Consider the following 20712-nt stretch of genomic DNA (forward strand, 5'->3'; position numbering starts at 1 on the left):
GTGCCACGGCCACAACAGCGTTAGTCACTGACGAAGCCTCCCTCTTTGCTCGCTGCTCGTTTCGGCACTGTCAGATACCCCGTCAGCTCCAGCACGCGCTGGCCGTCGATCGTGACCAGGCGGCCGGCAAAGGCGATCGCGCAAGCGCTCCCGTCCTCACGGGCTGCGCCGACATACGCGCCCTGCCCGTCGCCATAGAAGCGCATCTTGCAATATTCCTTGCCGATCACCAGATCGGCAAGGCAGTGATGAGACAGCAGCGGATTACTGGGCATCGCCCCGGCCCTCCCGGTCTATGGCCGCGTCAACGGCAGCGCGGAGGGAATCGCCCTCATTCCAGACGCCTCGACCTGAAACGATGGCCGTTACTGTGACCGTCCCGTGTGCATCGCGCCGCGCAGAGTGTTTCTCTTTGCTCTCCAGCCAATCCAACCGCTCCCGATCCGTCCGCCATGCGGCCTGCTGCGTGGCGGAAACAGCAATCAACGCCCTGCGAAGATCGCCGACCGTCAAGGAACTAAGGACGTCTTCTTCATCCGGATCGCCGAGCGTGAAATCGTCTTCATAGTCACGCTCGAAGTCGTTGCCATCGGCGTCGAAAAAGCCGGCGGTTTCTGCGAATGGCTTCAGCGCCTCCCGCAGCCGCTCATTCTCCGCCTGGAGTTGGGCTCGATCCTGCTCCGCCGCGTCAATCGCCGCGAGCCGCTCTGCACGCAGCCGCTCAATTTCGGTCTCGTATTCGCCAACGCGAGCCGACAACCGGCCATACATCTCTGTCCAGTTCGATATCTCCGCGTGGAGTTCGCTGCGAACCCGGTTTTCGACGTCCAGGATCTGCCGCTCCGCGCTTTCTCGCTCGAATGCTCCGATGTGACGGACACCGGCCAAGTTGCTGGCCAAAGCGTGGATCTGCTCTTCCCGCGTCCTATGCTGGGTCACGGCTTCTCTCCATATCCCGTCGCGACGCATTGGTAGCCGCTCCAGTTCTGACCAAATCCGCGACCGGTCGTCAGGCGCTTTCCTTCACTTTCGCAAACCTCTTGCGTTTTCATGGGCAGTTCTTCGGCGATTGGTCCATGACCGCCGTAGAACCATACGATAAGGACGTAGGGCGCGATTGCGGTGATCATGCCGCCCCTCCCCGCACCCAGGCCTGTCGCCCGTCACCGTCGCAGCCGGCGCAGATCGCCAGCGCCTCCACGGTGCGAAACACGAACAGATCGCGGCCGCCCGACCAGGTGGTGCGGATCCAGCCCCGGCCCGCGCAGTCGCGGCAGGCGCGCAAGGCGACGATGACGGCGAGCCAGCACGTCATGCCGGCACCTCGTTGCAAACCGCGAGCGGCGTGGCTTCGTCCATGCGACGGTATGCAACAATCTTTGGAAAACCGTCGTTGGTCGTGTCGCTTTCCAGCGTCCGCAAAAACTGCTTCCGTTCGCCCGCGGCGAACATGTTCCATGCCCGGGCAGTCAACGCGCAGATTGTGGCGTGGCTGAATCGCGTGCGGGCAATAGCGGCATCAGGAGCAAAGCGAGGAGATCACCTATGCATGGCAACAGCAGGTGCTGGTCATCGACGAGGCCGACATCTTCCACGTCAAGGGCTTCAGCCTGGACGGGATCATGGGTATCTCGCCGATCAGTGCCGCCCGGCATAGTCTCGGAACCGCAATAGCAGCCGAGGAAACGGCCGGGCGGATGCATACGAACGGGATGCTATCCCATGGACCGGACCTACCTGGCTATCCGCGCACAGCAGATCAGCGCGGAACTGCGGGTGTTCTTTGCGTAATACGCAAAGAACGCTCAGGCCTTCCGCAACGCCTCGTTGATGCGTGTCTGCCACCCAGGCCCGGCCGACCGGAATTTGTCCAGCACGTCCGGGTCCAGCCGCAGCGAGACCGATACCTTCTTCTGTGGGTCGCGGGGGCGGCCGACCGGCCGGTGGACGAGGCCAGATTTCATCCTGGCCGCCAGCGCGGGATAGGAATCGGTGAAACGCCGCGCCTGGGCCAGTTGTTCATCCGTAGCCTCGGGCGCGTCCGGATCGGCGGCGATCATCGCCTGGATCTGGTCTTCCGTGACGTCCTTAAGTGATTTCAGCTTCTTCATAGCGCTTCCGCTCCTTCCGGCTCGCTGGCCGCATCGAAATCACCGATATCGCCTCGGTGCCTAGTTCCACGAACACAACGGCAATCGTCCCGTCGAGAAAGCGGCCGATGGCCATCAGGCGATCCCGTTTAGCCGGAATCACGATCGAAGACAGGAAGAACGAGGTCGTCAGGTCAGCGAAATCAAGGCCGCGCTCTTCCAGCGTCTTCAGTCGCTTCGGCTCGTCCCATGTGATCGCCAGCATGGTTTCTGTATATACACAAACCAGAGGAAAAGCAAGTGGCCCGTCGTGCAACCTCTGCCCGCTGGTCGGACGTTGTCCGCCGTCAGATCACCCTGAATATCAATGCAGCCATGAATAGCGCGGAACTGCGCGGCATGGTCGCAGCGGAATCACGCCGCTTGCGTGACGAGGCCATCCGATCCGGCAAAACGACCGGCACCATCTATACCACCCGCGTCAACGGCGTGGTGGGCGGCCGAGAAGAGGATGTCGATCTGCGTGGCGATGTCGGTCTCGGCCGAGGCAGCGGCGCGTCAGATCGCAGCGCATGGCGATATGTCGCTGTCCGATTCCCGTACTACGGTCGAGACCTTCGCGGCCGTCCCGACTGTCGATGCCTCCCAGCTCACACACCTGACACAGCAAGCCCGCGACCTCGCTACTGTCATGAATGAGACGGTGCCGGACGCGGCAAAGACGCTGGCTGCCGCCATGCGCGATCCGCTGAAGGCGGCGCAGGACTTTGCGCAGCAGGGCATGCTGGGGGTTGACCAGTCTCTGGTGCTCCAGATCCAGCAGATGGAGCAGGCCGGCCAAGGCCCATCATGGAGATGGATTCGCTCGGCGTCGCAGACCTGCTGCTGCGCCGGCTGGAGGGCCTGCGCCTGGCCCCCTACCGGGACGTCGCTGGGCTCTGGACCATCGGTTACCGGTCATTGAGACGGTGAGGGAGATATCGCGTGACCGAACGACACCTCGCCGCTCTCCATTTGCTCGCCCGCACGGAAGACCAGAAAGACAAGATCTGGAAGATCGGACCAGGAGAATACGAGAGCGGCAACTGGAGCATCGCTTCATCGTCGGCTAACCGTGCCATCGGCGCGGAAATCCATCTCCATGAGAAACAAGCGGAGCCGTCATGGCTTGCCGGCCGCATTCTTGGGTGGCGCCCTTCGGAGACACGTCCGGGCTATGTCGTGTTTCGCTTCAAGATTGACCGGAGCATACAACGCTGTCACCGAAATGGCTGGGGCAACGAGCAAGCCTGGGAATGGGCTGATATAGAATAGCCATTTCCCCCGCCATATCGGCAACGCGCATATGCCGACAGCGGATCAGGGCGACCGATTCAGATCAATCCAACTTCCCGCATGATGGCCGTCACCTCCGGTTCCCATCTGGTTGGGCATGGCTTGATGCAGCGGTGAGGATCCTTCCGGTTATGGGAAGACCGCATCTCAACCCCATTCTTGCGCTTGATGTCTGCGATCCAGCAGGACTGGATTGTGATCCCCAGCCTCTTTCTGCCCAATTCGATCACGTCTGCATATGTGGCCATGCCTGATCTCCTGCCCGAGCCCTTCTTTCACCACACCCATGATGAAAAACCGATAAACAGACCCACGAAAGAAAATGACATCGTGGCGAACCATCACGGACACACGCGAACGAAGTGAAAAAATACGCCTTTAAACCAACATGTCATTCAGACGACGACGGGTTGGATTCGAATTCTTTCAAGTCCGGCACTCCGTAGAAATTATCGTTTTTTAAATTTTCATTCTCAGATTTGACGGTTTTACCGGGCATCGACATTGCTGATCTTGATGCGCCGGACCTGCTCGACAATCCGCCCATAGCCAGGAATCGCACGGCGTCACCTCTCCCCGCACACACATGAAAATCCGACGCGGCAGGGAAGCCAATACCTTAGCGACCTTCTGATCTCCGAAATTCCCCCACGAACCCTGAGGGTAGCCGGGGTAGGATGCCCACCGAGACATTTCGGACAGGGTTTGACCATGGACATTCAGGTAATCGACCAAGCCTATACCCAGCTGCAATCGCAGGCCCAGCAATCCGCCCAGGCGCTTCAGACGCTGGGCGGCAAGCTCCAGGCCGCCGTGAATGGCGGCGATTCCCAGGCCCGCGAATGGATGCTGGACCTGCGTGAAATCGCCCTGTCGTTCCAGGCCGAACAGCAGCAGGTCACGGCCCTTCTCCAGGCGCTGCACGGCGCCATGGCGAACGAAGCCGCAGCAGCACCGCCGCCCCCGCCGATGCAGGCAGCGCCCCAGCCCCAGCAATCCGGCGGCTTCCTGGGCAACCTCCTGGGTTCCGGCTTCGGACAGGCCATGGCGGCCGGTGCCGGATTCGGGATTGGTGACGACCTGATCAAGGACATCTTCTGACCGACCGATCGCTGGCCATCGACACGCCCGATGGCCAGCCCTTCAGAACCCGCAGGAGACCCGCCCGCCGATAAAGCGCGGTGATCCGGGAATGTAGAGATACGTCGTCGTCGCCTGCCCGCCGGACGTGAAATACTGCCGGTTCAGGATGTTCGATGCATAAATCGTCACCTGCCAGCGATCGGACGCCGGCCGCAGCGTCACATGCGCGCCCAGCACAAAATAGGGCGGCAGGCGATAGAACCCCGTCCCACCCGGCGTCATGGCCTGCGCGCCACGATAGACCCAGTTGGGCCCGAACTCGACCGCGTAATCCCGGCTGACGGCCTGGCGCCAGTCGAGTTGCCCGTTCAGCGTCAGTTTCGGCTGCCCGTTATCCACGCCCGAAAAATTGTCGTTGATCGCCTTCCACACGCCCGTCTGCGCGTAATAGGCATTCGTCTTCGCGCGGTTGACGGTCGGGAAATTCTGAAAAATCCCACGCTGCCACCCGATATTCTGCGTCACGAACACATGGCGCAACGGGTGCAGATCGATCGTGCCCTCGAAACCCCAGCTTTCCGATTTCGGCACGTTGGTCAACTGGCTCAACGGCCCGTAATCCGGAATCAGGATCGTGCCGAGAATCTGCTGGTTGTGAAAATCATTGTAGAACGCGGCGGCATTGATCCGCAGCACGTTGGGGATCGGGTCGCTCTTCAGCCCCAGTTCATAGGTCAGCACGGTTTCCGGCTTGAAAGGGTCGAGCTGCGCCTGGACCTGCGTGTTGTTGGCGGTAAAACCACCCGGTTTGAAGCCCTTGCTCATCTTGTAATAGAGCAGGACGGTCTTCGTCGCCTGCCACGACACGCCCACCTGCCCGGCAAACTGCGCCGCCGCCGTGTTCTCGCCGTGGAAATTCAGCGTGCGCCCGCCATAGATCCGCGACGTCAGCCCGGTAATCCCCCGGTCGTCGATTTCATGCAGCAGGCCCACGAACAGCGTCACATTGCGCGGCAGGCGATAGCTGACATGGCCGAACTGCGACGTGGCCTCCTGATTCAACCCGAAGGTGGAAACCTGCATGTAGCCACGGGCCGGCAGGTAATCCGTATAATCGAACGGAAAAGCCTGGTTCATCCGCGAGCGCTGGTAATAGGCACCGACCACCCATTGCAGCCGGTCTTCGGCGTGAGAGTTCGCCAGCCGCAATTCCTGCGTAAAGCTGTTGGCCGCGACGGTGCGATAGGCATCCGCCTGGGCCGCCGCCGTCGCGTCCTGATCGGTGAACTCGGCCTCGCGCTCGGTCTCGAAGGCGCTGACCGCCGTCACGGTCACCGGGCCGAAATCATGGGCGATATGCAGGTCCGCGCCCCAGAACCAGTTATTCTCGCTGGGTTTCAGGCCGTTCTTGCGCCCGATCACATCGGTAAAGGCATCCTTCGCCGACCATTCCGTCTGCGTCCAGCCCAGATGCGGGATCGGCGCCGAGCCGATCAGGCGCGCGACGGGCACGCCACCCACCACCTCGCTCTGGTCGCGCACCACATGGCCCGAGAGCATCACCGTCGTCCGCGCGTCCGGCGTCCATTTCAGCTTGGCCCGCAGCGCCCAGCTATCGGCATCGCCCAGATGCGCGCCATTCAGCGGATTGGTCTGCCAGCCGCCTCCCTGCCGCACCTGCCCGGCGAGGCGGAAGCTCAACCCGTCGGCAATCGGCCCCGAGACATAGGCATCGCTACGGCTGCGGGCATAGGAGGCCATGTCCTCGCTGGCACCGTAATGGAACGTATCGGTGGGGTCGTTCGTCCGCAGCTTCACCTCGCCGCCGGTGGTCGACTGGCCATGCTCGGTACCGACCGGGCCGGGGGTGACGGTCACATCCGCCATGTCGAACATCAGGCCCGAGGCCATGGTCGAATAGGGATAGGCCACATCGTCCACATAGGTCACGACCGGCCCCATATTGTTCTGGGTAAAGTCGTTGAAGCCCAGGCCGCGCAGATAGAAATTGGTCGAGGCCGTGCCGTTGATGGTCTGCACCGTCAGGTTCGGCGCCACATATTCCAGCCCGCGCAGATCCACCACCCCGCGTTCGGTCAACCGCTCGGCCGTCACGCGCGTATCGGCATCGGGCAGATGCTGGGCGGCACCATGGGTGAAGGCACGGCGAATCCCGCTGACCTCCACCGTCTCGGGCGCCGCCGGGGCCGGCAGGGGTTTCCGAATCACCACGGGCTTGCGGCCGCGCTCCGGCGTCGAAACTGGCTCAGGCGCGGCCTGGGCAGGCGCGGCGGACAGCGCCACCATGCACGCCCCGATGGAAACACCGGCGGCCCACCACGATCCGGCAACCCGAAGCCTGCTGCTGCGTGCGGTCATGCGGCGCCTCGGCACATAAAGTTGAACAATCTGCATCGAGTCCGGGCTATGGCCGATCCGGCGAAGCGGAGCAACAGTCATCACGCCATTGCGCGCATCAGGCCGCCTACCCTGCTGCGGTATCTCCGCCAGACCGTCAGCCTGACAGCGCGACGCAATCCCCGCACCCACTCCGCAGCCTGAACGCCCCGGCCCCGCACCAGGCCGCGCATTCCCGGCAGGGCCACACATCCGGCCACCAGCAGGGCCGTCACCGCGATGCCGCAGGCGCTATCGCCGTCCTGCGTCACCCGCCCCATGGCCACCATGGCCAGAATCAGATTGGCGGCAGCCGCCCCCCCAGCAGCCCGCACAGAACCGACGCCACGCCCCCGGCTGCGAGAAAGAAGACCGAAGCCGTCACCGGCGATATTCCAGACGCATGATCAGGCTACAGCCCTGTCCGTAAAAGCAGGCCGACACGGCGGTGCAGGTCGCGACGAGCCGCTTGTTGGCGATATTGCGCATATTGACCGAGAACGACAGCGTATTCGCCGTGTCGCCATAGCTGTGGCCGGTATAGCGCACGCCGCCCCCGACACCCGCGCCCCGGAACATGCCGGAACGCACGCGCTGGTCCACGAACAGCGACGCCATCCATTCGGCGCCTGCGGCAGATAATTACCGACCTGCAAGGCCGTGTTCGATTTCGTCACCTTGGCATCGCTGCGGGTGCCGGTGAAAATCACCGTCATGTCCCACGGCAGGGCGGCACGGGCTCGAAGTCCTCGTTCCCGGCGCGCAGGACCGCGCCGAGATCCCCCGGATCATCCATGCGGAACTGGCGGCCGGCACGGTCAATCCGGCTTCCCGCGCCATCTATCGCGCCATCATTGCCCGGCTGGTCGACGAGGGCGCCGAGGCAATCATCCTCGGCTGCACCGAAATCATGCTGCTGGTCCGCCCCGAAGACAACCCGGTGCCAATCTTCGACACCACCGCACTGCACGCGCAAGCGGCAGTCGCCATGGCGCTGACCTGAAAAGAGACCGCGCCCCAGCCCTTTCCGCCGCAAGAGCCTCTTTCTATAGCCGCCGTCACGCAACCCGGCGCCTGGCATGCTGGGGAACATCGTTGCGCTCGTCGGCGAAGATCACTGGAGCGAGGGCCTGCCGCCCCCTTATGATATCCGCGCCTTTTTCGCCGACCATGATGGTGGGACCGTTGGTGTTGCAGGACGGCACCGCCGGCATCACCGAGGAATCGCACACGCGCAGCCCTTCGACCCCATGCACGCGCAATTCCGGATCGACCACCGCATCCGGCCCCAGACCCATCCGGCAGGTGCCAACCGGATGGTGGTCGGTCTTGGCATTGCGGCAGGCATAATCGAACAGATCGGCATCCGACCGCATCGCCGGCCCCGGCAGGCGCTCGGCGAGGATGAAGGGCTGCATCGCCGGCTGGCGGATGAACTCCCGCGCGATCTTCAGCCCCTCGATCGACATCGTCCGGTCATGCGGGTCGCTCCAGTAATTCGGATCGATCAGCGGGGCATCGGCCGGATCGGCGGAGCGCAGCGTCACCGTGCCGCGCGACCGTGGGCGCAGATAGGCGGTATTCAGGGTGACGCCGGGATTGCGCAGCCGCTCGACCCCCGCCTCGATGCCCGAGCCCAGCCCCAGATGGAACTGAATATCCGGTGATTCCGCCAGCGGATCGGCGTACCAGAACCCGCCCGTCTCGAAGAGGCTCGAAGCCACCGGGCCATTCCTGTAGAGCAGATATTGCAGCCCCGCCGCGAGCGTCCGATGCGGCCTGGCAACCCCGTCATAGGTAAAATCGCCCCGGCATTCGGCAATCACGAACAGATCCAGATGGTCCTGCAAATTGCGCCCGACACCGGGCAGATCCCGCACGACCGGAACGCCCAGCGCGCGCAGTTCATCCGCCGGCCCAATCCCCGACTGAAGCAGCAGCTTGGGCGAACCGACGGCGCCGGAAGAGACGATCACCTCGCGCTCCGCCCGCACCATTTCCGCCTTGCCGTGCGACGAGAGCATCACCCCGATCGCCCGCCCCTTGTCGATGACGACGCGCTCGACCCGCGCATCGAGGCGCACGGTCAGGTTCTTCCGCGCCCGAACCGGGTCCAGATAGGCGCGCGACGCCGACGAACGCTCATGATTGCGCTGCGTCAGTTGGTAGAAGCCAACCCCTTCCTGCCGGCGGCCGTTGAAATCCATATTGTAGGGAATGCCCAGTTCCTGCCCCGCCTTGATAAAGGCTTCGCAGATCGGCAACGCGGCGGCGGGCATCGAAACCCCTAGCGGGCCGCCCACGCCGTGATAATCGTCGAGGAAGCGCTGATTATCCTCCGCCCGCTTGAAATACGGCAGAACGCGCCGATACGCCCAGGCGCCGCAGCCTTCCTCCGCCGCCCAGCCGTCATAATCGCGGGCATTGCCACGGGTATAGACCTGCGCATTGATCGAGGACCCGCCACCGATGACCTTCGCCTGCGTATAGCGCAGCACGCGGTCTTTCATATGTTTCTGGGGAACGGTCTCCCACCCCCAGCTTCCAATCCCCTTGGTCATCTTCGCAAAGCCAGCCGGCATACGATACAGCATGTGCCTGTCGCTGCCGCCGGCTTCCAGCAGCAGCACGCTGACCTGCGGATCTTCGCTTAGACGACTGGCCAGAACGCAACCCGCCGGCCCACCGCCCACGATCACGTAGTCATACGCCATGTCTTTCTCCTCCATGCCGGAGGGAACGGCGCGGATGGGTAAAGGCAGACCGCATGCAGGCATATCTTCAGGACGGAACAACCCTGCGACGCTGCATATCGGCGCTTTCGAGAGACCCATCGGACGGCCGTTCAACCGGCTCTTGTTTCATCGCCATTAATTTGGAACGTTCCAAACTTGTCAAGGAAATGGCGTATGATCCAACACGACGCACCATCACAGTCAGGTGTTTTTCTCTGCGGAAAGAACGATCTTTCCGAAGTTCCCTTCACACGGAAACGTCATGCCGATCCCCGCGCGCCACTCCATCAGCCGCCCCGGACAGAAACGGCTCGCCACAACTGGCGCGCACGACCAGCCACGCGGGGGTCACGATCGTCTCCGGCCGGGATTCACCCGAACGGATCCGATGCAGGAGACTATCCGCCGCGCGCCGGCCCAGCGCCTCGGGATCGGTGGCCACGGTCGTCAGTGCCGGTACGGCGGTGCGTGCGCCCATCACGTCGTCGAACCCCACGACCGCAAAATCCCGCCCCGGCTCCAGCCCCGCCGCCCGCAGCCCGTCACAGGCCCCAAACGCCACCGCGTCATTCACGCACATGCAGGCCGTGGGATGATCCGCCATCCCCAGCAGCCGCTCCATCGCCGCCACCCCGCCCGGCCGCGACCCCGGACTTTCGATTGCATGCACGGCATCGAAGACCAGCCCCGCCTCCGCCATCGCATCCCGCAACCCCGAGAGGCGCGTCTGATACAGCGACGTATCGGCAAAGCCCCCAAGCCACGCGATCCGGCGATACCCAAGCCCGATGAGATGCCGCGCGGCCGCCAAGCTGCCGGCACGATTATCCGCCACCACGGCGGTCGCCTCGAGGCCGGGCACATCGCGCACCGCAAGGATAATCGGCACGGGTCCTGCCAGAATGGCCCGCAGGTCGGCCGGCCGCGTACCACGGGCAGGAGACAGCACGATCCCCGAAACGCCATGCTCCAGCATCGAGGCCAGCACCTCGCCCTGGCGCTCCACGCTTTCCCCCGTATGGGCCATCACCTGCACGAACCCGGCGGAGCGAACGACCACATCCATGCCGATCGCCATCTCGGCAAAGAAGCTGTTGGTCAGATCATTGACGATAACGCCAATAACATCCGAACGCGCCGAGCGCAGATTGGCCGCACTGCGGTTATAGACATACCCCACCTCCCGGATCGCCGCGAGCACCCGCACGCGGGCCCCTTCGCTGACAACCGGGTTCTTCTGGAGCACCAGCGAGACGGTCGATTTCGACACTCCCGCCACGCGCGCCACATCCAGAATGGTTGGCTTGCCCGCCACAACGTCCCCCGCATTCCGCGTCCCGGATCGGCCGGAACCGGGCGCATGAAATGCTATCATGTGAAAGAAGGCGGAAGCAAAACGACAAAGCCTCCCCACGCTGCAAACGAAGAATCCTAGGCGGCGAGTGGGGTCCGCGCCGGGCCATCCAAGCGGGTCCTGAGTTTCAGGAACGGTCGTTCAACGCTCCAGTAAAGGCAGGCTCCCAGACCGAGAGCAGCCATGAAAGCCAACAGAATTGTCGCTGAAGGAGACAGCCGCATGACAGGCGCAAGCATGTCCCGTACGACATGAAACGCTATCTTATGACTTAAATAGAGGCTGTACGCGCCAGCAGCCAACGCACGGATTGCTTTACATGACAGGCGTCCGATGAAGGAACGATCGCTACTGCCCGCAGTCACGAGGAGAATCATGCTGGCACCGACAAGAACCGGTGCCAGCATGACTGTCCATGGAGTCGTGAATGTATGAGCAAAAGCCGCCATTGCGCATACAAGACCCACGATGCCGCTTCCGAGCAGAACATCCGGATATTTTCACTATCCGGCGCCACCAGTGCGGTCTGAATGCCCGGATTGTAGCGGCACCGACCCCGAACAACAGGTCATCAAGCCGTGTCCATGTGGGATAATAAATCCGTTCCTGATAGGCCGGAAAGAAATGATCATGAATATCGAACCAGACCACGCCTCGAACGACGACGCCCATCAGCAAGGTTCCAAGAATGGCAGCCCCGACACGCGCTGGCGTGGGTTTCAATGAGAGGCATGCAACGGCAAGAGGAAGAACCAGATAGAATTGCTCCTCCACACAAAGCGACCAGACCTGCGAAAAAGCCTTGGATGGCGGCAGATGAACGAGAAGGTTTTCCGTGAACGTGAAAAACTCCCATGCCGGCGGCAGTATGGGTGTCTCACGCAGGGCTGGAAACAGCAGATAGACAAGAACGACAAAGACGTAAGCAGGCAACGTCCTGAGTAAACGTCGAAAAAAGAAACGCCCAAAATCCGGTCTCCGGCCTCTGACAATCGGCCTCAGAGCCTGACCGCAAATGCGCGCTGGTGAGCGAGAGTGCCGCGCAGCGGCACGGCCGGCGTGTGTCTCCGAGCATCGGAGCGGAGCGGCCTTGATGGCCGTGAGCACCGAAGCACAGGAAACGCGCGCTGGATCGCCGCCAGCGCGCATTTGCGGTCAGACTCTCAACAATTGCCCGGTTATCAGGAAGCCGCTCAACGCGAAGAACAGGTCGACTCCGAACCATCCGAACCCGACAATCCACCAGGAGTCCGGGAGAAAATTGAACAGGCTGGCATGGTAGAGCAGGACCCAGGCAATTGCCGCGGCTCGCAAGACGTCCAATCCTGGAAGACGCGGGGCACGTGCTTCAGACACATTATCCTCAACGCTTGCTAGATGAAGCCACCCCGACATTGCAGTCCTTCCATCGCAAGCGCTACCCGTTCACCCCCCCACCAGCGCGCGGGACAGTTCGTCCGGGTCCATGCCGCTGCTCTGCGCCGCCGTGGGGAAGGCGCCGGACTGCACATCGCCCACATAGGCCCGCAGCGCCTCCTCGATCACCGAGCCGATATCGGCATAGCGCTTTGCATGGCGCGGCGATTTGCCCGGAAACAGGCCCAGCAGGTCGTGCCACACCTGCACCTGCCCGTCGCATCCCGCCCCGGCACCGATGCCGATGACCGGAATCCGCAGCCGCTGCGTCACCGCCGCCGCCAGCGGTGCCGGCACCAGTTCCAGCACCAGGGCGAACGCCCCGGCATCCTGCAAGGCCAGCGCATCCTCCACCAGCCGCCGCGCGGCTTCCGCCTGCCGCGCCTGCACCCGCAGGCCCAGCGTATGCTGCGCCTGCGGCGTCAGGCCCAGATGGCCCATCACCGGCACGCCCAGTTCGGTCAGCCGCCGCACCGTCGGGGCAATCGAGGTTCCACCTTCCAGCTTCAGCGCCTGCACCCCGGCCTCCTGCATCACCCGCCGGGCGGAGGCGATGGCATCGGCCTCGGTCGCATAGGTCAGGAACGGCAGGTCGGCCACCACCAGCGCCCAGCTGCTGCCGCGCACCACGGCGCGCGCATGGCGGATCATGTCGTCCAGCGTAACCGGCAGGGTGGTGTCGGCCCCATGGACCACCATCCCCAGCGAGTCCCCCACCAGCAGCATCGGCACCTCCGCCCGCTCGGCCAGCGCGGCCGAGGGGTGATCGTACGCCGTCAGCATGGCGATCCGCTGCCCGGATGCCTTCATGGCCTGGATGTCGAAAACGGTAATGCGCATGATACGATCCATGAAATTTCGTGGTTTATGAACGGATAATCAGGAAACGGAAGAAACCGGCCGCCGCATGGCGCACCGACGCGCCGCCGGCAGGCCATGCGCCACCTCCGCCGCCAGCACGCCCCGCAGACGCGGCGTCAGCGCCAAATCGGGCAGGATCGCGAAACCGGTGCGCGCATAGAACGGCGCATTCCACGCCACGTCGCGAAAGGTCGTCAGCGTCACGGCTGCCATGGCCCGCTCCGCCGCATGGGCAGCCGCGTGCTCCAGCAGAGCCCGGCCCAGCCCCCGGCCCTGATGCGCGGGCGCCACCGACATCTCCCACACATGCAGCACCGCCCGGCCGACATCCGCACCGTTCCCATCCTCCGTCGCCACACGGGCGGACAGAAAACCGGCAATAGCCTCCCCATCCACCGCCACCCAGCAGGTTCCAGCCTCGATGGCTGCCAGATGCGCCTCCGCCGACATCACGCCATCATCCGCGATCCAGGCCAGATCGGGGATGGTGCGAAACAGCGCGCCCGATGCCTCCTCTACTGCGGGCAACAGGGCGGCCTCGTCCCGCCGGGCCGCCCGGATCTGCCATTCATCACACATTTTCCGTACTTCCCGTTCCGATATCGCTCTTTTCATGCCGCCGTGCATGGAACGGACCCGCCACGCGGTCAATCCACCTAAAGTCTGTTTGGGCATGGCAACCGTGAACGAAAGTGGCCTCGTGCGCCGCAAGCACAGGAAACCCGTCTCGGCTCGCCGCCAGCGCGCATGTCCAGACCGGTCTTCTCACGGTGCGACCATGTGATAGGGCACCACTCCCCGCTCCTCGCTGCCCGCGTCGATCCCGAAGCCGGTGGCCGGGATCGCCCGATGGCGGCAATCGGTGCGGATGCAGGCGCGGCATCCCGGCCCGATCGGGATCACCATCCGGTCGTCCGCCAGGTCCAGCCCGGCCGAATAGACCAGTTCCGGCGCGTGCGACACCGCGCAGCCCAGCACGATCGCCACCAGGCGCGGCCGGTCGAAATAAGAGACCGGCGAATGCCCCACCGTCCGCGCGACGCTGATATAGACAGCATCATCGGTGGTGCGCGACATCTGGACATGCAGCTTGCCCGGCGCCGAAAAACATTCGAACACATTCCATTGCGCACACAGCCCGCCGAACCGCGCGCGGCTGAAGCGGGTGGCGCTGTAGCTCTTCAGCACATTGCCGGCGATATCGGTCTTGATGAAATAAAACGGAATCCCCTCCGCCCCCGGCCGCTGCATGGTGGAGAGCCGATGGCACACCTGCTCGAAACTCACGCCGAACTGGCGCTGCAACAGGTCCAGGTCATGCCGCGTCTGCCGCGCAGCCCGGCGAAACCGCTCGTAGGGCAGCAGCAGCGCCCCGGCGAAATAATTGCTCATCCCCACGGTGGCCAGCGCCCGCGCATCGGCGCTGCCCAGCCCCGACCGGCGCACCGGCCGAGCCAGGATCTGCCCGTAATCCAGCCGCCCGATCACCTGCGCCAGCCAGAAGGCAGAACTCTCCGGCGGCACGCCCCCGGTGACGGAGAGCCGGCGCGCCCGCCGGTCGAACCGCCACATCACCCCTTCCCGGTCCAGCCCGGCATCGGTCACGATCCGGATATCGTGCCGGTCGCGCAGATAGCGGCCCAGCATCTCGGCCGGCCCGCCCTCGTCCAGCCGCGCGGTCTCGTACAGCCCCTCCGCCGCGCGGTCGATCTCGTCGAAATAATTCCGTTCCGCCTGCACCCAGTCACCCACCGTGTCATACGACCCGGTGCCCGGCTGCGGCGCCGGCATCACGGCACCGCCCTGCCCCCGCTCCTCCCGCAACGCCCGGAAGGCGCGATAGAGCGTCACGAACTGGTCGCACAACCACGGCGCGCCCCGCACCGCCTCCTGCAACTGCCGTGGATAGGGCATGGCGCTGAACAGCGGGTCGCCCAGGATCTCGCGCAGCACCTGCATGCGCTGGATATCGCCGCTGTCGCTGAACCAGGTCGGCTCGACGCCGAACAGCGTGCAAAGTTTTAACAATATGCCCGGCGTCAGCGGCCGCTGGTCGTTCTCGATCTGATTGAGATAGCTCGCCGAAAGGCCCAGCGCCGTCGCCAGCGCCTGCTGCGATTTGCCGTTTCTGGTGCGCAGATCGCGGATTCTCGATCCCGCGAAGATCTTCTCGCCCGCCGTCGCCATCTTCGCATCCTTCGCAAAACTGGTCCCAGAACGTGGCACCATTTCGCCCGGATCGCCATTCCCGAATGCGCGAGAACGGCCATACTCCGCGGCAAGGCCCCCAAAGAGGAACCCGACCATGCGGCATTACGACATCACCGTTCATCCCGAGAGCGACCGGCTACCGCGCAACGCGCAACTGGCCTGGCAGATCGCCGAGGTCGCCGCCGACCCGGTCGCCATCGTCCCCGACGTCACCGAGATGATCATCAATCGCGTGATCGACAATGCGTCGGTCGCCATCGCCTCGGTCAACCGCCATACGGTGGTCAGCGCCCGCGCCGAAGCCCTGGCCCACGCCCGGCCCGGCGGCGCCACCCTGTTCGGCTGCGGGCCGGACGTGCGCGTCCACGCCGAATGGGCCGCCTGGGCCAACGGCACGGCGGTGCGCGAACTGGATTACCACGACACGTTCCTCGCCGCCGAATACTCCCACCCCGGCGACAACATCCCCGCCATCCTCGCCGTGGCCCAGCAATGCGGCCGCTCGGGCGCCGAACTGGTGCGCGGCATCGCCACCGGCTACGAAATCCAGATCGACCTGGTGCGCGCGATCTGCCTGCACAAGCACAAGATCGACCATGTGGCCCATCTGGGCCCCTCGGTCGCGGCCGGCATCGGCACGCTGCTGGGCCTGCCCACCGAGACCATCTACCAGTCGATCCAGCACGCCCTGCACGTCACCACCGCCACCCGCCAGAGCCGCAAGGGCGAGATTTCGTCATGGAAGGCCTACGCCCCCTCCCACGCCGGCAAGATGGCCGTCGAGGCCGTGGACCGCGCCATGCTGGGCGAAACCTCCCCCAGCCCGATCTATGAGGGCGAAGACGGCGTGATCGCGTGGATGCTGGACGGCAAGGACGCCCATTACCGCGTCGCCCTGCCCGAGGCCGGCGAGGCCAAGCGCGCGATCCTGGACAGCTACACCAAGGAACATTCGGCGGAATATCAGAGCCAGGCCCTGATCGACCTCGCCTTCCGCCTCGGCGCCGACGTCCGCGCCTCCGGCCGCAACTGGGACGACGTGAAGGACATCCTGATCGAGACCAGCCACCACACCCATTACGTGATCGGCACCGGCTCCAACGACCCGCAGAAATTCGACCCCACGGCCTCGCGGGAAACGCTGGACCACTCGATCATGTATATCGTCGCGGTCGCCTTGCAGGACGGCGCCTGGCACCATGTGCGTTCCTACCTGCCCGAGCGCGCGCAACGCGCCGACACGGTGCGGCTGTGGCGCAAGATCCACACGGTGGAAGACCCGAAATGGACCGCCCGCTATCATGCCGACGACCCGGCGGTGAAGGCCTTCGGCGGCCGCATCACCATCACCTTCAATGACGGCACGAAGCTGGACGGCGAACTGGCGGTGGCCAACGCCCACCCGCTGGGCGCCACCCCCTGGACCCGGCCCGACTACATCCGGAAATTCCGCGTCCTGACCGAAGGCATCCTGCCCCCTGCCGAAATCGAGCGCTTCCTCGACGTGGCACAGCGCCTGCCCGCCCTGCGCACGGACGAGCTGCGCCAGCTCGAAATCGCTCTCCCGCCGGAGGCGCTGAAAGCCACCGACAAAACCGGAATCTTCAATTTCCCCGCATGAAAGACCGACCCCGCCCGCCCCTCAACGAACAGGGGTGAAGGGGACGACTGTCCCCTTCCGGGTGCAGGGCAGAGCCCTGCGAGAAGGCACAATAAGGAGACGTGACATGACCCAAGCGTCCAGGCCCAAGAAATCGGTCGCCCTCTCCGGCATCACCGCCGGCGAAACGGCCCTCAGCTCCGTCGGCCATGCCGGCAACGACCTGCATTATCGCGGCTACGACATCAAGGACCTCGCGGAATCCTGCGCGTTCGAGGAAGTCGCCCACCTGCTGATCCACGGCCACCTGCCCGACGCCGCCGAACTGGCGGAATACAAGGAGCGGCTGCGTTCCCTGCGCGGCCTGCCCGTCCGCCTGCGCCGCCTGCTGGAGGATATTCCGGCCGCCGCCCACCCGATGGACGTGATGCGCACCGGCGTTTCCGCCCTGGGCTGCATCCTGCCCGAACGGCGCGACATGAACCCGGTCGGCGCGCGCGAGATCGCGGACCGCCTGCTGGCCTCGATGGGCTCGGTACTGCTGTACTGGTATCATTTCTCGACCAACGGCAAGCGCATCGACGTCGAGACCGACGACGAGACCATCGGCGGCCATTTCCTGCACATGCTGCACGGTCACGCCCCCCCGCCCGACTGGGTCAGCGCCATGCATGCCTCGCTGATCCTGTACGCGGAGCATGAATTCAACGCCTCGACCTTCGCCTGCCGCGTGGTGGCCGGCACGGGGTCGGATATGTATTCCGCCGTCACGGCCGGCATCGGCGCCCTGCGCGGCTCCCGCCACGGCGGCGCCAACGAGGTCGCGCTGGAAATCCAGCAGCGTTACCAGACGCCCGACGAAGCCCAGGCCGACATCCTGCGCCGGCTGGAAAACCGCGAGGTCGTGATCGGCTTCGGCCATCCGGTCTACACCATCGCCGATCCGCGCAACGCCGTGATCAAACAGTGGGCGGAACGCCTCTCGGCCCGCAGCGGCGCCATGCGGCTCTACAACGTCGCCGAACGGGTGGAGCGCGTGATGGCCGAGCGGCGGAACATGTTCGCCAACCTCGATTGGTTCAGCGCGGTTTCCTACAACATGATGCGCATCCCCACCGCCATGTTCACGCCGATCTTCGTCATCGCGCGCCTGACCGGCTGGAGCGCCCACGTCATCGAACAGCGCGAGAACGGCAAGATCATCCGCCCCTCGGCGGACTATATCGGGCCCGACAAGCGGCCCTTCACACCCCTGCACGAGCGGGGCGGACTGGAGAAAGCGGCATGATATACCTGACAGGCGGCGCCACCAGCGGCGAGACGGCAGGCCGGCGCTTCCGCGCCCTGCTGCACGCCCCCGGCATCCTACAACTGCCCGGCGCCCATAACGGCCAGGCCGCGCTCCAGGCCAAGGATGTAGGCTTCAACGCGCTCTATCTCTCGGGCGCGGCCATGACGGCCAGCATGGGCCTGCCCGACCTGGGCATCATCACCATCGACCAGGTGACGTTCTTCATCCGCCAGATCGTCAACGCCACCGGCCTGCCCCTGCTGGTCGACGGCGATACCGGCTATGGCGAGGTGCTCAACGTCATGAACATGGTCCGCACCTTCGAGGATGCGGGTGCTGCTGCCGTGCATCTGGAAGACCAGATCCTGCCCAAGAAATGCGGCCATCTGAACAACAAGAAGCTCGCCACCCCGCACGACATGGCCATGAAAGTCGGCGCCGCCCGCAAGGCCGCCCGCGACCTGGTCGTCATCGCCCGCACCGATGCCGCCGCCAGCGAAGGGATCGACGGCGCCGTGGCCCGCGCCAGGCTCTATATCGAAGCCGGCGCCGACGCGATCTTCCCCGAAGCCCTCACCACCGCCGAGATGTTCCGCGAATTCGCCCGCCGCATGCCAGGCGTCAAGCTGCTGGCCAACATGACGGAATTCGGCCGCACGCCCTTCTTCACCGCCAGCGAGTTCGAGGCAATGGGCTACAGCATGATCATCTGGCCCGTCAGTTCGCTGCGCGTCGCCAACAAGGCGCAGGAAGACCTCTACACCACCCTCCGCCGCGACGGCAGCACCGAGGCCATGCTGCCCCATATGCAAACCCGCGAAGCCCTCTACCGGACCCTGCGCTATCATGAATACGAGGCGCTGGATCAGTCGATTGTGGAAACGGTTCTGCCGAAAGTCGGCGAGTTGGCGTAAAACGCCAGTTCGCGGGGCTCCCCTTCCGTTGGCATTCCATCGGCCATTCCGGCCGATGGAATGCCAACTCCGCCCTTCACTCCTGATTGTTAAGGAGCCGCGGCTTCTGTCGGGCCTTTTTGCAGTTTCTGGATTGTTTCCAGATGCTGTTTATATTCCTCGTAATGCTCGGGCGCCGCATGCACGAAATGCGGGTCCTCCATATGCGGTACCCGCCCATGATGCCCGAAATTGACCAGCCGGGCTTCCATGAGATGGATCTTGCCGAGAATGTCGGCCTTGATGGCGATCACAGCCAGGGAAGACCCGATGAACGGCCCAAGCAGATAAACCCACAACCCATTCCAGTTGCCCGCGAACAGGTCCGGCCCGAACGTACGGGCGAAATTGGCGCTGTTCCCCGAGATCCACGCCGTCAGCGGATTCATCACAAAAAAGAAAATACCGCCGATCCAGGGCGTCACCCACTTATGACGCGGATGGGCCGCCAGCCAGTACAGCGTGGCAATCAGCAACCCCGTGACCAATATCTCCGATCCCAGCGCAAACCAGACGGAAATACCCGTATAAGGCACCGTCGCCCCGTAATGGGTGGCAAGCGCATGGATCTTCCATGACGAGAAAAGATACCCGGCCCCATAGACGATCGCCGTTCCCAGCACCGCGCCTAGGACCTGCGAAACGACATAGCCAAGGGCATCAATCCACACGATCTTTTTCGAAAGCATGAAGGCGAGCGTAACCGACGGATTCAGGTGCGCCCCACTGACCTTCCCGAAAGGCGTCATGGCCGCCGCCGTTCCCGCCATGCCGAAGCACAGACCGCACAAGGCCGCCTGAAAAGCCGGATGAACGCCAAGCAACCGGCCCAGCAAGGTCCCTGGTGCCGAAAGAATGATGACGCAGCCCAGCCCGATCACCATCAGAACCGCCGTGGCCACCATCTCGCACAGATAGAGCCGCCAGTGAAACGGACGCTCCGGGTGCGGCTCACCAGCCAGCGGCCGATCGTGAAAATGGATGTGGAAATGCGGCCAGTGGATATGCGGCAATTTGACATGGGGAAGATGAAAGTGCGGCAAATGAAGATGCGGCAGATGGAGGTGCCAATCCCCATGCTTTCTGTCTCGTGACATCTCTTGGTCCACCATCCTCGCGCAATGTTCGGCTCTGCGTGGTCATGTGGCGAGACCGCATCCCGCCACCGCCTCATACGTGGGTATTGGATGGAAAAAATTCAATACAATATTCCCGTGATGACACAGAAAGACGAAAAACAACTATCTATAGATTTTTTGTTTAACACACATACGCCGCGCCGCAGGTATTTTATTTATATATTCCAGATTATTTACTTATAAAAAAATAAGATCAGCAGCATTTTCTCAAATATTAAAGATACTCAAGCAGCGATACTCAAGCCAC

At 63.7% G+C, this 20712-nt stretch carries 25 protein-coding genes and 1 pseudogene; 8 read left to right on the top strand and 18 right to left on the bottom strand.

The genetic code is table 11. The annotated features are described in order from the left end of the window. Positions 1-20: 20 nt before the first annotated feature. From ACMAUO_RS05725 to ACMAUO_RS05755, 7 genes are all read right to left on the bottom strand, one after another. Positions 21-275 carry a hypothetical protein gene (locus ACMAUO_RS05725; RefSeq protein ID WP_420355967.1) on the bottom strand — a complete coding sequence of 85 codons (255 nt, stop codon included), beginning with the start codon at positions 273-275 and terminating at the stop codon, positions 21-23. Continuing rightward, positions 265-939 (bottom strand): hypothetical protein, encoded by a 675-nt coding sequence (locus tag ACMAUO_RS05730; RefSeq protein WP_420355968.1) that lies wholly within the window; start codon positions 937-939, stop codon positions 265-267. Before ACMAUO_RS05730 ends, ACMAUO_RS05725 begins: the two co-directional genes overlap by 11 nt. Then, positions 936-1130 (bottom strand): hypothetical protein, encoded by a 195-nt coding sequence (locus ACMAUO_RS05735; RefSeq protein WP_420355969.1) that lies wholly within the window; start codon positions 1128-1130, stop codon positions 936-938. The genes ACMAUO_RS05730 and ACMAUO_RS05735 overlap by 4 nt, the downstream gene beginning before the upstream one ends. After that, positions 1127-1315: a hypothetical protein gene (locus ACMAUO_RS05740; RefSeq protein WP_420355970.1), complete on the bottom strand. Its 189-nt coding sequence runs from the start codon at positions 1313-1315 to the stop codon at positions 1127-1129. Before ACMAUO_RS05740 ends, ACMAUO_RS05735 begins: the two co-directional genes overlap by 4 nt. Next, positions 1312-1452 carry a hypothetical protein gene (locus tag ACMAUO_RS05745; RefSeq protein WP_420355971.1) on the bottom strand — a complete coding sequence of 47 codons (141 nt, stop codon included), beginning with the start codon at positions 1450-1452 and terminating at the stop codon, positions 1312-1314. The genes ACMAUO_RS05740 and ACMAUO_RS05745 overlap by 4 nt, the downstream gene beginning before the upstream one ends. Positions 1453-1805: 353 nt before the next feature. Further along, complete coding sequence (locus ACMAUO_RS05750) at positions 1806-2111, bottom strand: BrnA antitoxin family protein (RefSeq protein WP_420355972.1); 306 nt, start codon at positions 2109-2111, stop codon at positions 1806-1808. Further along, positions 2089-2355: a BrnT family toxin gene (locus ACMAUO_RS05755; protein WP_420355973.1), complete on the bottom strand. Its 267-nt coding sequence runs from the start codon at positions 2353-2355 to the stop codon at positions 2089-2091. The genes ACMAUO_RS05750 and ACMAUO_RS05755 overlap by 23 nt, the downstream gene beginning before the upstream one ends. Positions 2356-2619: 264 nt before the next feature. Here ACMAUO_RS05755 and ACMAUO_RS05760 point away from each other — a divergent pair. From ACMAUO_RS05760 to ACMAUO_RS05775, 4 genes and pseudogenes are all read left to right on the top strand, one after another. Then, a pseudogene (locus tag ACMAUO_RS05760) lies at positions 2620-2895 on the top strand (phage tail length tape measure family protein); the annotation flags it as partial. A 50-nt stretch (positions 2896-2945) separates the two neighbouring features. After that, positions 2946-3062 (top strand): glycoside hydrolase family protein, encoded by a 117-nt coding sequence (locus ACMAUO_RS05765; RefSeq protein WP_420355974.1) that lies wholly within the window; start codon positions 2946-2948, stop codon positions 3060-3062. A gap of 12 nt (positions 3063-3074) precedes the next feature. After that, positions 3075-3404: a hypothetical protein gene (locus ACMAUO_RS05770; RefSeq protein WP_420355975.1), complete on the top strand. Its 330-nt coding sequence runs from the start codon at positions 3075-3077 to the stop codon at positions 3402-3404. 732 nt (positions 3405-4136) lie between these two features. Next, a complete protein-coding gene (locus tag ACMAUO_RS05775; RefSeq protein ID WP_420355976.1) occupies positions 4137-4526 on the top strand; it encodes a hypothetical protein in 390 nt (129 codons plus the stop codon). A gap of 42 nt (positions 4527-4568) precedes the next feature. Here ACMAUO_RS05775 and ACMAUO_RS05780 read toward each other — a convergent pair whose 3' ends face one another. From ACMAUO_RS05780 to ACMAUO_RS05790, 3 genes are all read right to left on the bottom strand, one after another. Then, a complete protein-coding gene (locus ACMAUO_RS05780; RefSeq protein WP_420355977.1) occupies positions 4569-6887 on the bottom strand; it encodes a TonB-dependent receptor in 2319 nt (772 codons plus the stop codon). An 80-nt stretch (positions 6888-6967) separates the two neighbouring features. Further along, a complete protein-coding gene (locus ACMAUO_RS05785) occupies positions 6968-7240 on the bottom strand; it encodes a hypothetical protein (protein ID WP_420355978.1) in 273 nt (90 codons plus the stop codon). Positions 7241-7286: 46 nt separating this feature from the next. Further along, positions 7287-7523, bottom strand: coding sequence for a hypothetical protein (locus tag ACMAUO_RS05790; protein WP_420355979.1), 237 nt, complete (start codon positions 7521-7523; stop codon positions 7287-7289). 172 nt (positions 7524-7695) lie between these two features. Between ACMAUO_RS05790 and ACMAUO_RS05795 the strand changes: the two genes are divergently transcribed. Beyond that, positions 7696-7908, top strand: a complete 213-nt coding sequence (locus ACMAUO_RS05795; RefSeq protein ID WP_420357218.1) for an aspartate/glutamate racemase family protein — start codon at positions 7696-7698, stop codon at positions 7906-7908. A 55-nt stretch (positions 7909-7963) separates the two neighbouring features. On the opposite strand, the gene ACMAUO_RS05800 is transcribed toward ACMAUO_RS05795, so the two are convergent. The 7 genes from ACMAUO_RS05800 to ACMAUO_RS05830 form a co-directional block, all read right to left on the bottom strand. Further along, entirely contained in the window at positions 7964-9619 is a 1656-nt protein-coding gene (locus ACMAUO_RS05800; RefSeq protein WP_420355980.1) for a GMC family oxidoreductase, read from the bottom strand. Positions 9620-9887: 268 nt separating this feature from the next. Next, positions 9888-10955, bottom strand: coding sequence for a LacI family DNA-binding transcriptional regulator (locus ACMAUO_RS05805; RefSeq protein WP_420355981.1), 1068 nt, complete (start codon positions 10953-10955; stop codon positions 9888-9890). 387 nt (positions 10956-11342) lie between these two features. Then, complete coding sequence (locus ACMAUO_RS05810) at positions 11343-12143, bottom strand: acyltransferase family protein (protein WP_420355982.1); 801 nt, start codon at positions 12141-12143, stop codon at positions 11343-11345. A 6-nt stretch (positions 12144-12149) separates the two neighbouring features. Next, a complete protein-coding gene (locus tag ACMAUO_RS05815; RefSeq protein WP_420355983.1) occupies positions 12150-12389 on the bottom strand; it encodes an acyltransferase family protein in 240 nt (79 codons plus the stop codon). A 30-nt stretch (positions 12390-12419) separates the two neighbouring features. Then, entirely contained in the window at positions 12420-13250 is an 831-nt protein-coding gene (gene panB / locus ACMAUO_RS05820; protein WP_420355984.1) for a 3-methyl-2-oxobutanoate hydroxymethyltransferase, read from the bottom strand. Between the two features lie 39 nt (positions 13251-13289). After that, a complete protein-coding gene (locus ACMAUO_RS05825; protein ID WP_420355985.1) occupies positions 13290-13850 on the bottom strand; it encodes a GNAT family N-acetyltransferase in 561 nt (186 codons plus the stop codon). Between the two features lie 186 nt (positions 13851-14036). After that, positions 14037-15458, bottom strand: coding sequence for a helix-turn-helix domain-containing protein (locus ACMAUO_RS05830; protein WP_420355986.1), 1422 nt, complete (start codon positions 15456-15458; stop codon positions 14037-14039). A 118-nt stretch (positions 15459-15576) separates the two neighbouring features. Here ACMAUO_RS05830 and ACMAUO_RS05835 point away from each other — a divergent pair, with 118 nt between their 5' ends. From ACMAUO_RS05835 to prpB, 3 genes are all read left to right on the top strand, one after another. After that, positions 15577-17103, top strand: coding sequence for an MmgE/PrpD family protein (locus ACMAUO_RS05835; RefSeq protein WP_420355987.1), 1527 nt, complete (start codon positions 15577-15579; stop codon positions 17101-17103). A gap of 106 nt (positions 17104-17209) precedes the next feature. Beyond that, entirely contained in the window at positions 17210-18370 is a 1161-nt protein-coding gene (gene prpC, locus ACMAUO_RS05840; RefSeq protein ID WP_420355988.1) for a bifunctional 2-methylcitrate synthase/citrate synthase, read from the top strand. Next, positions 18367-19287, top strand: coding sequence for a methylisocitrate lyase (gene prpB, locus ACMAUO_RS05845; protein ID WP_420355989.1), 921 nt, complete (start codon positions 18367-18369; stop codon positions 19285-19287). The genes prpC and prpB overlap by 4 nt, the downstream gene beginning before the upstream one ends. 89 nt (positions 19288-19376) lie before the next feature. On the opposite strand, the gene ACMAUO_RS05850 is transcribed toward prpB, so the two are convergent. After that, on the bottom strand, positions 19377-20423 hold the full coding sequence (locus ACMAUO_RS05850) for an MIP/aquaporin family protein (protein ID WP_420355990.1): 1047 nt from the start codon (positions 20421-20423) through the stop codon (positions 19377-19379). Positions 20424-20712 lie beyond the last annotated feature (289 nt).

The organism is Gluconacetobacter brunescens, from assembly GCF_048695475.1.
Classification (GTDB): Bacteria; Pseudomonadota; Alphaproteobacteria; order Acetobacterales; family Acetobacteraceae; genus Gluconacetobacter.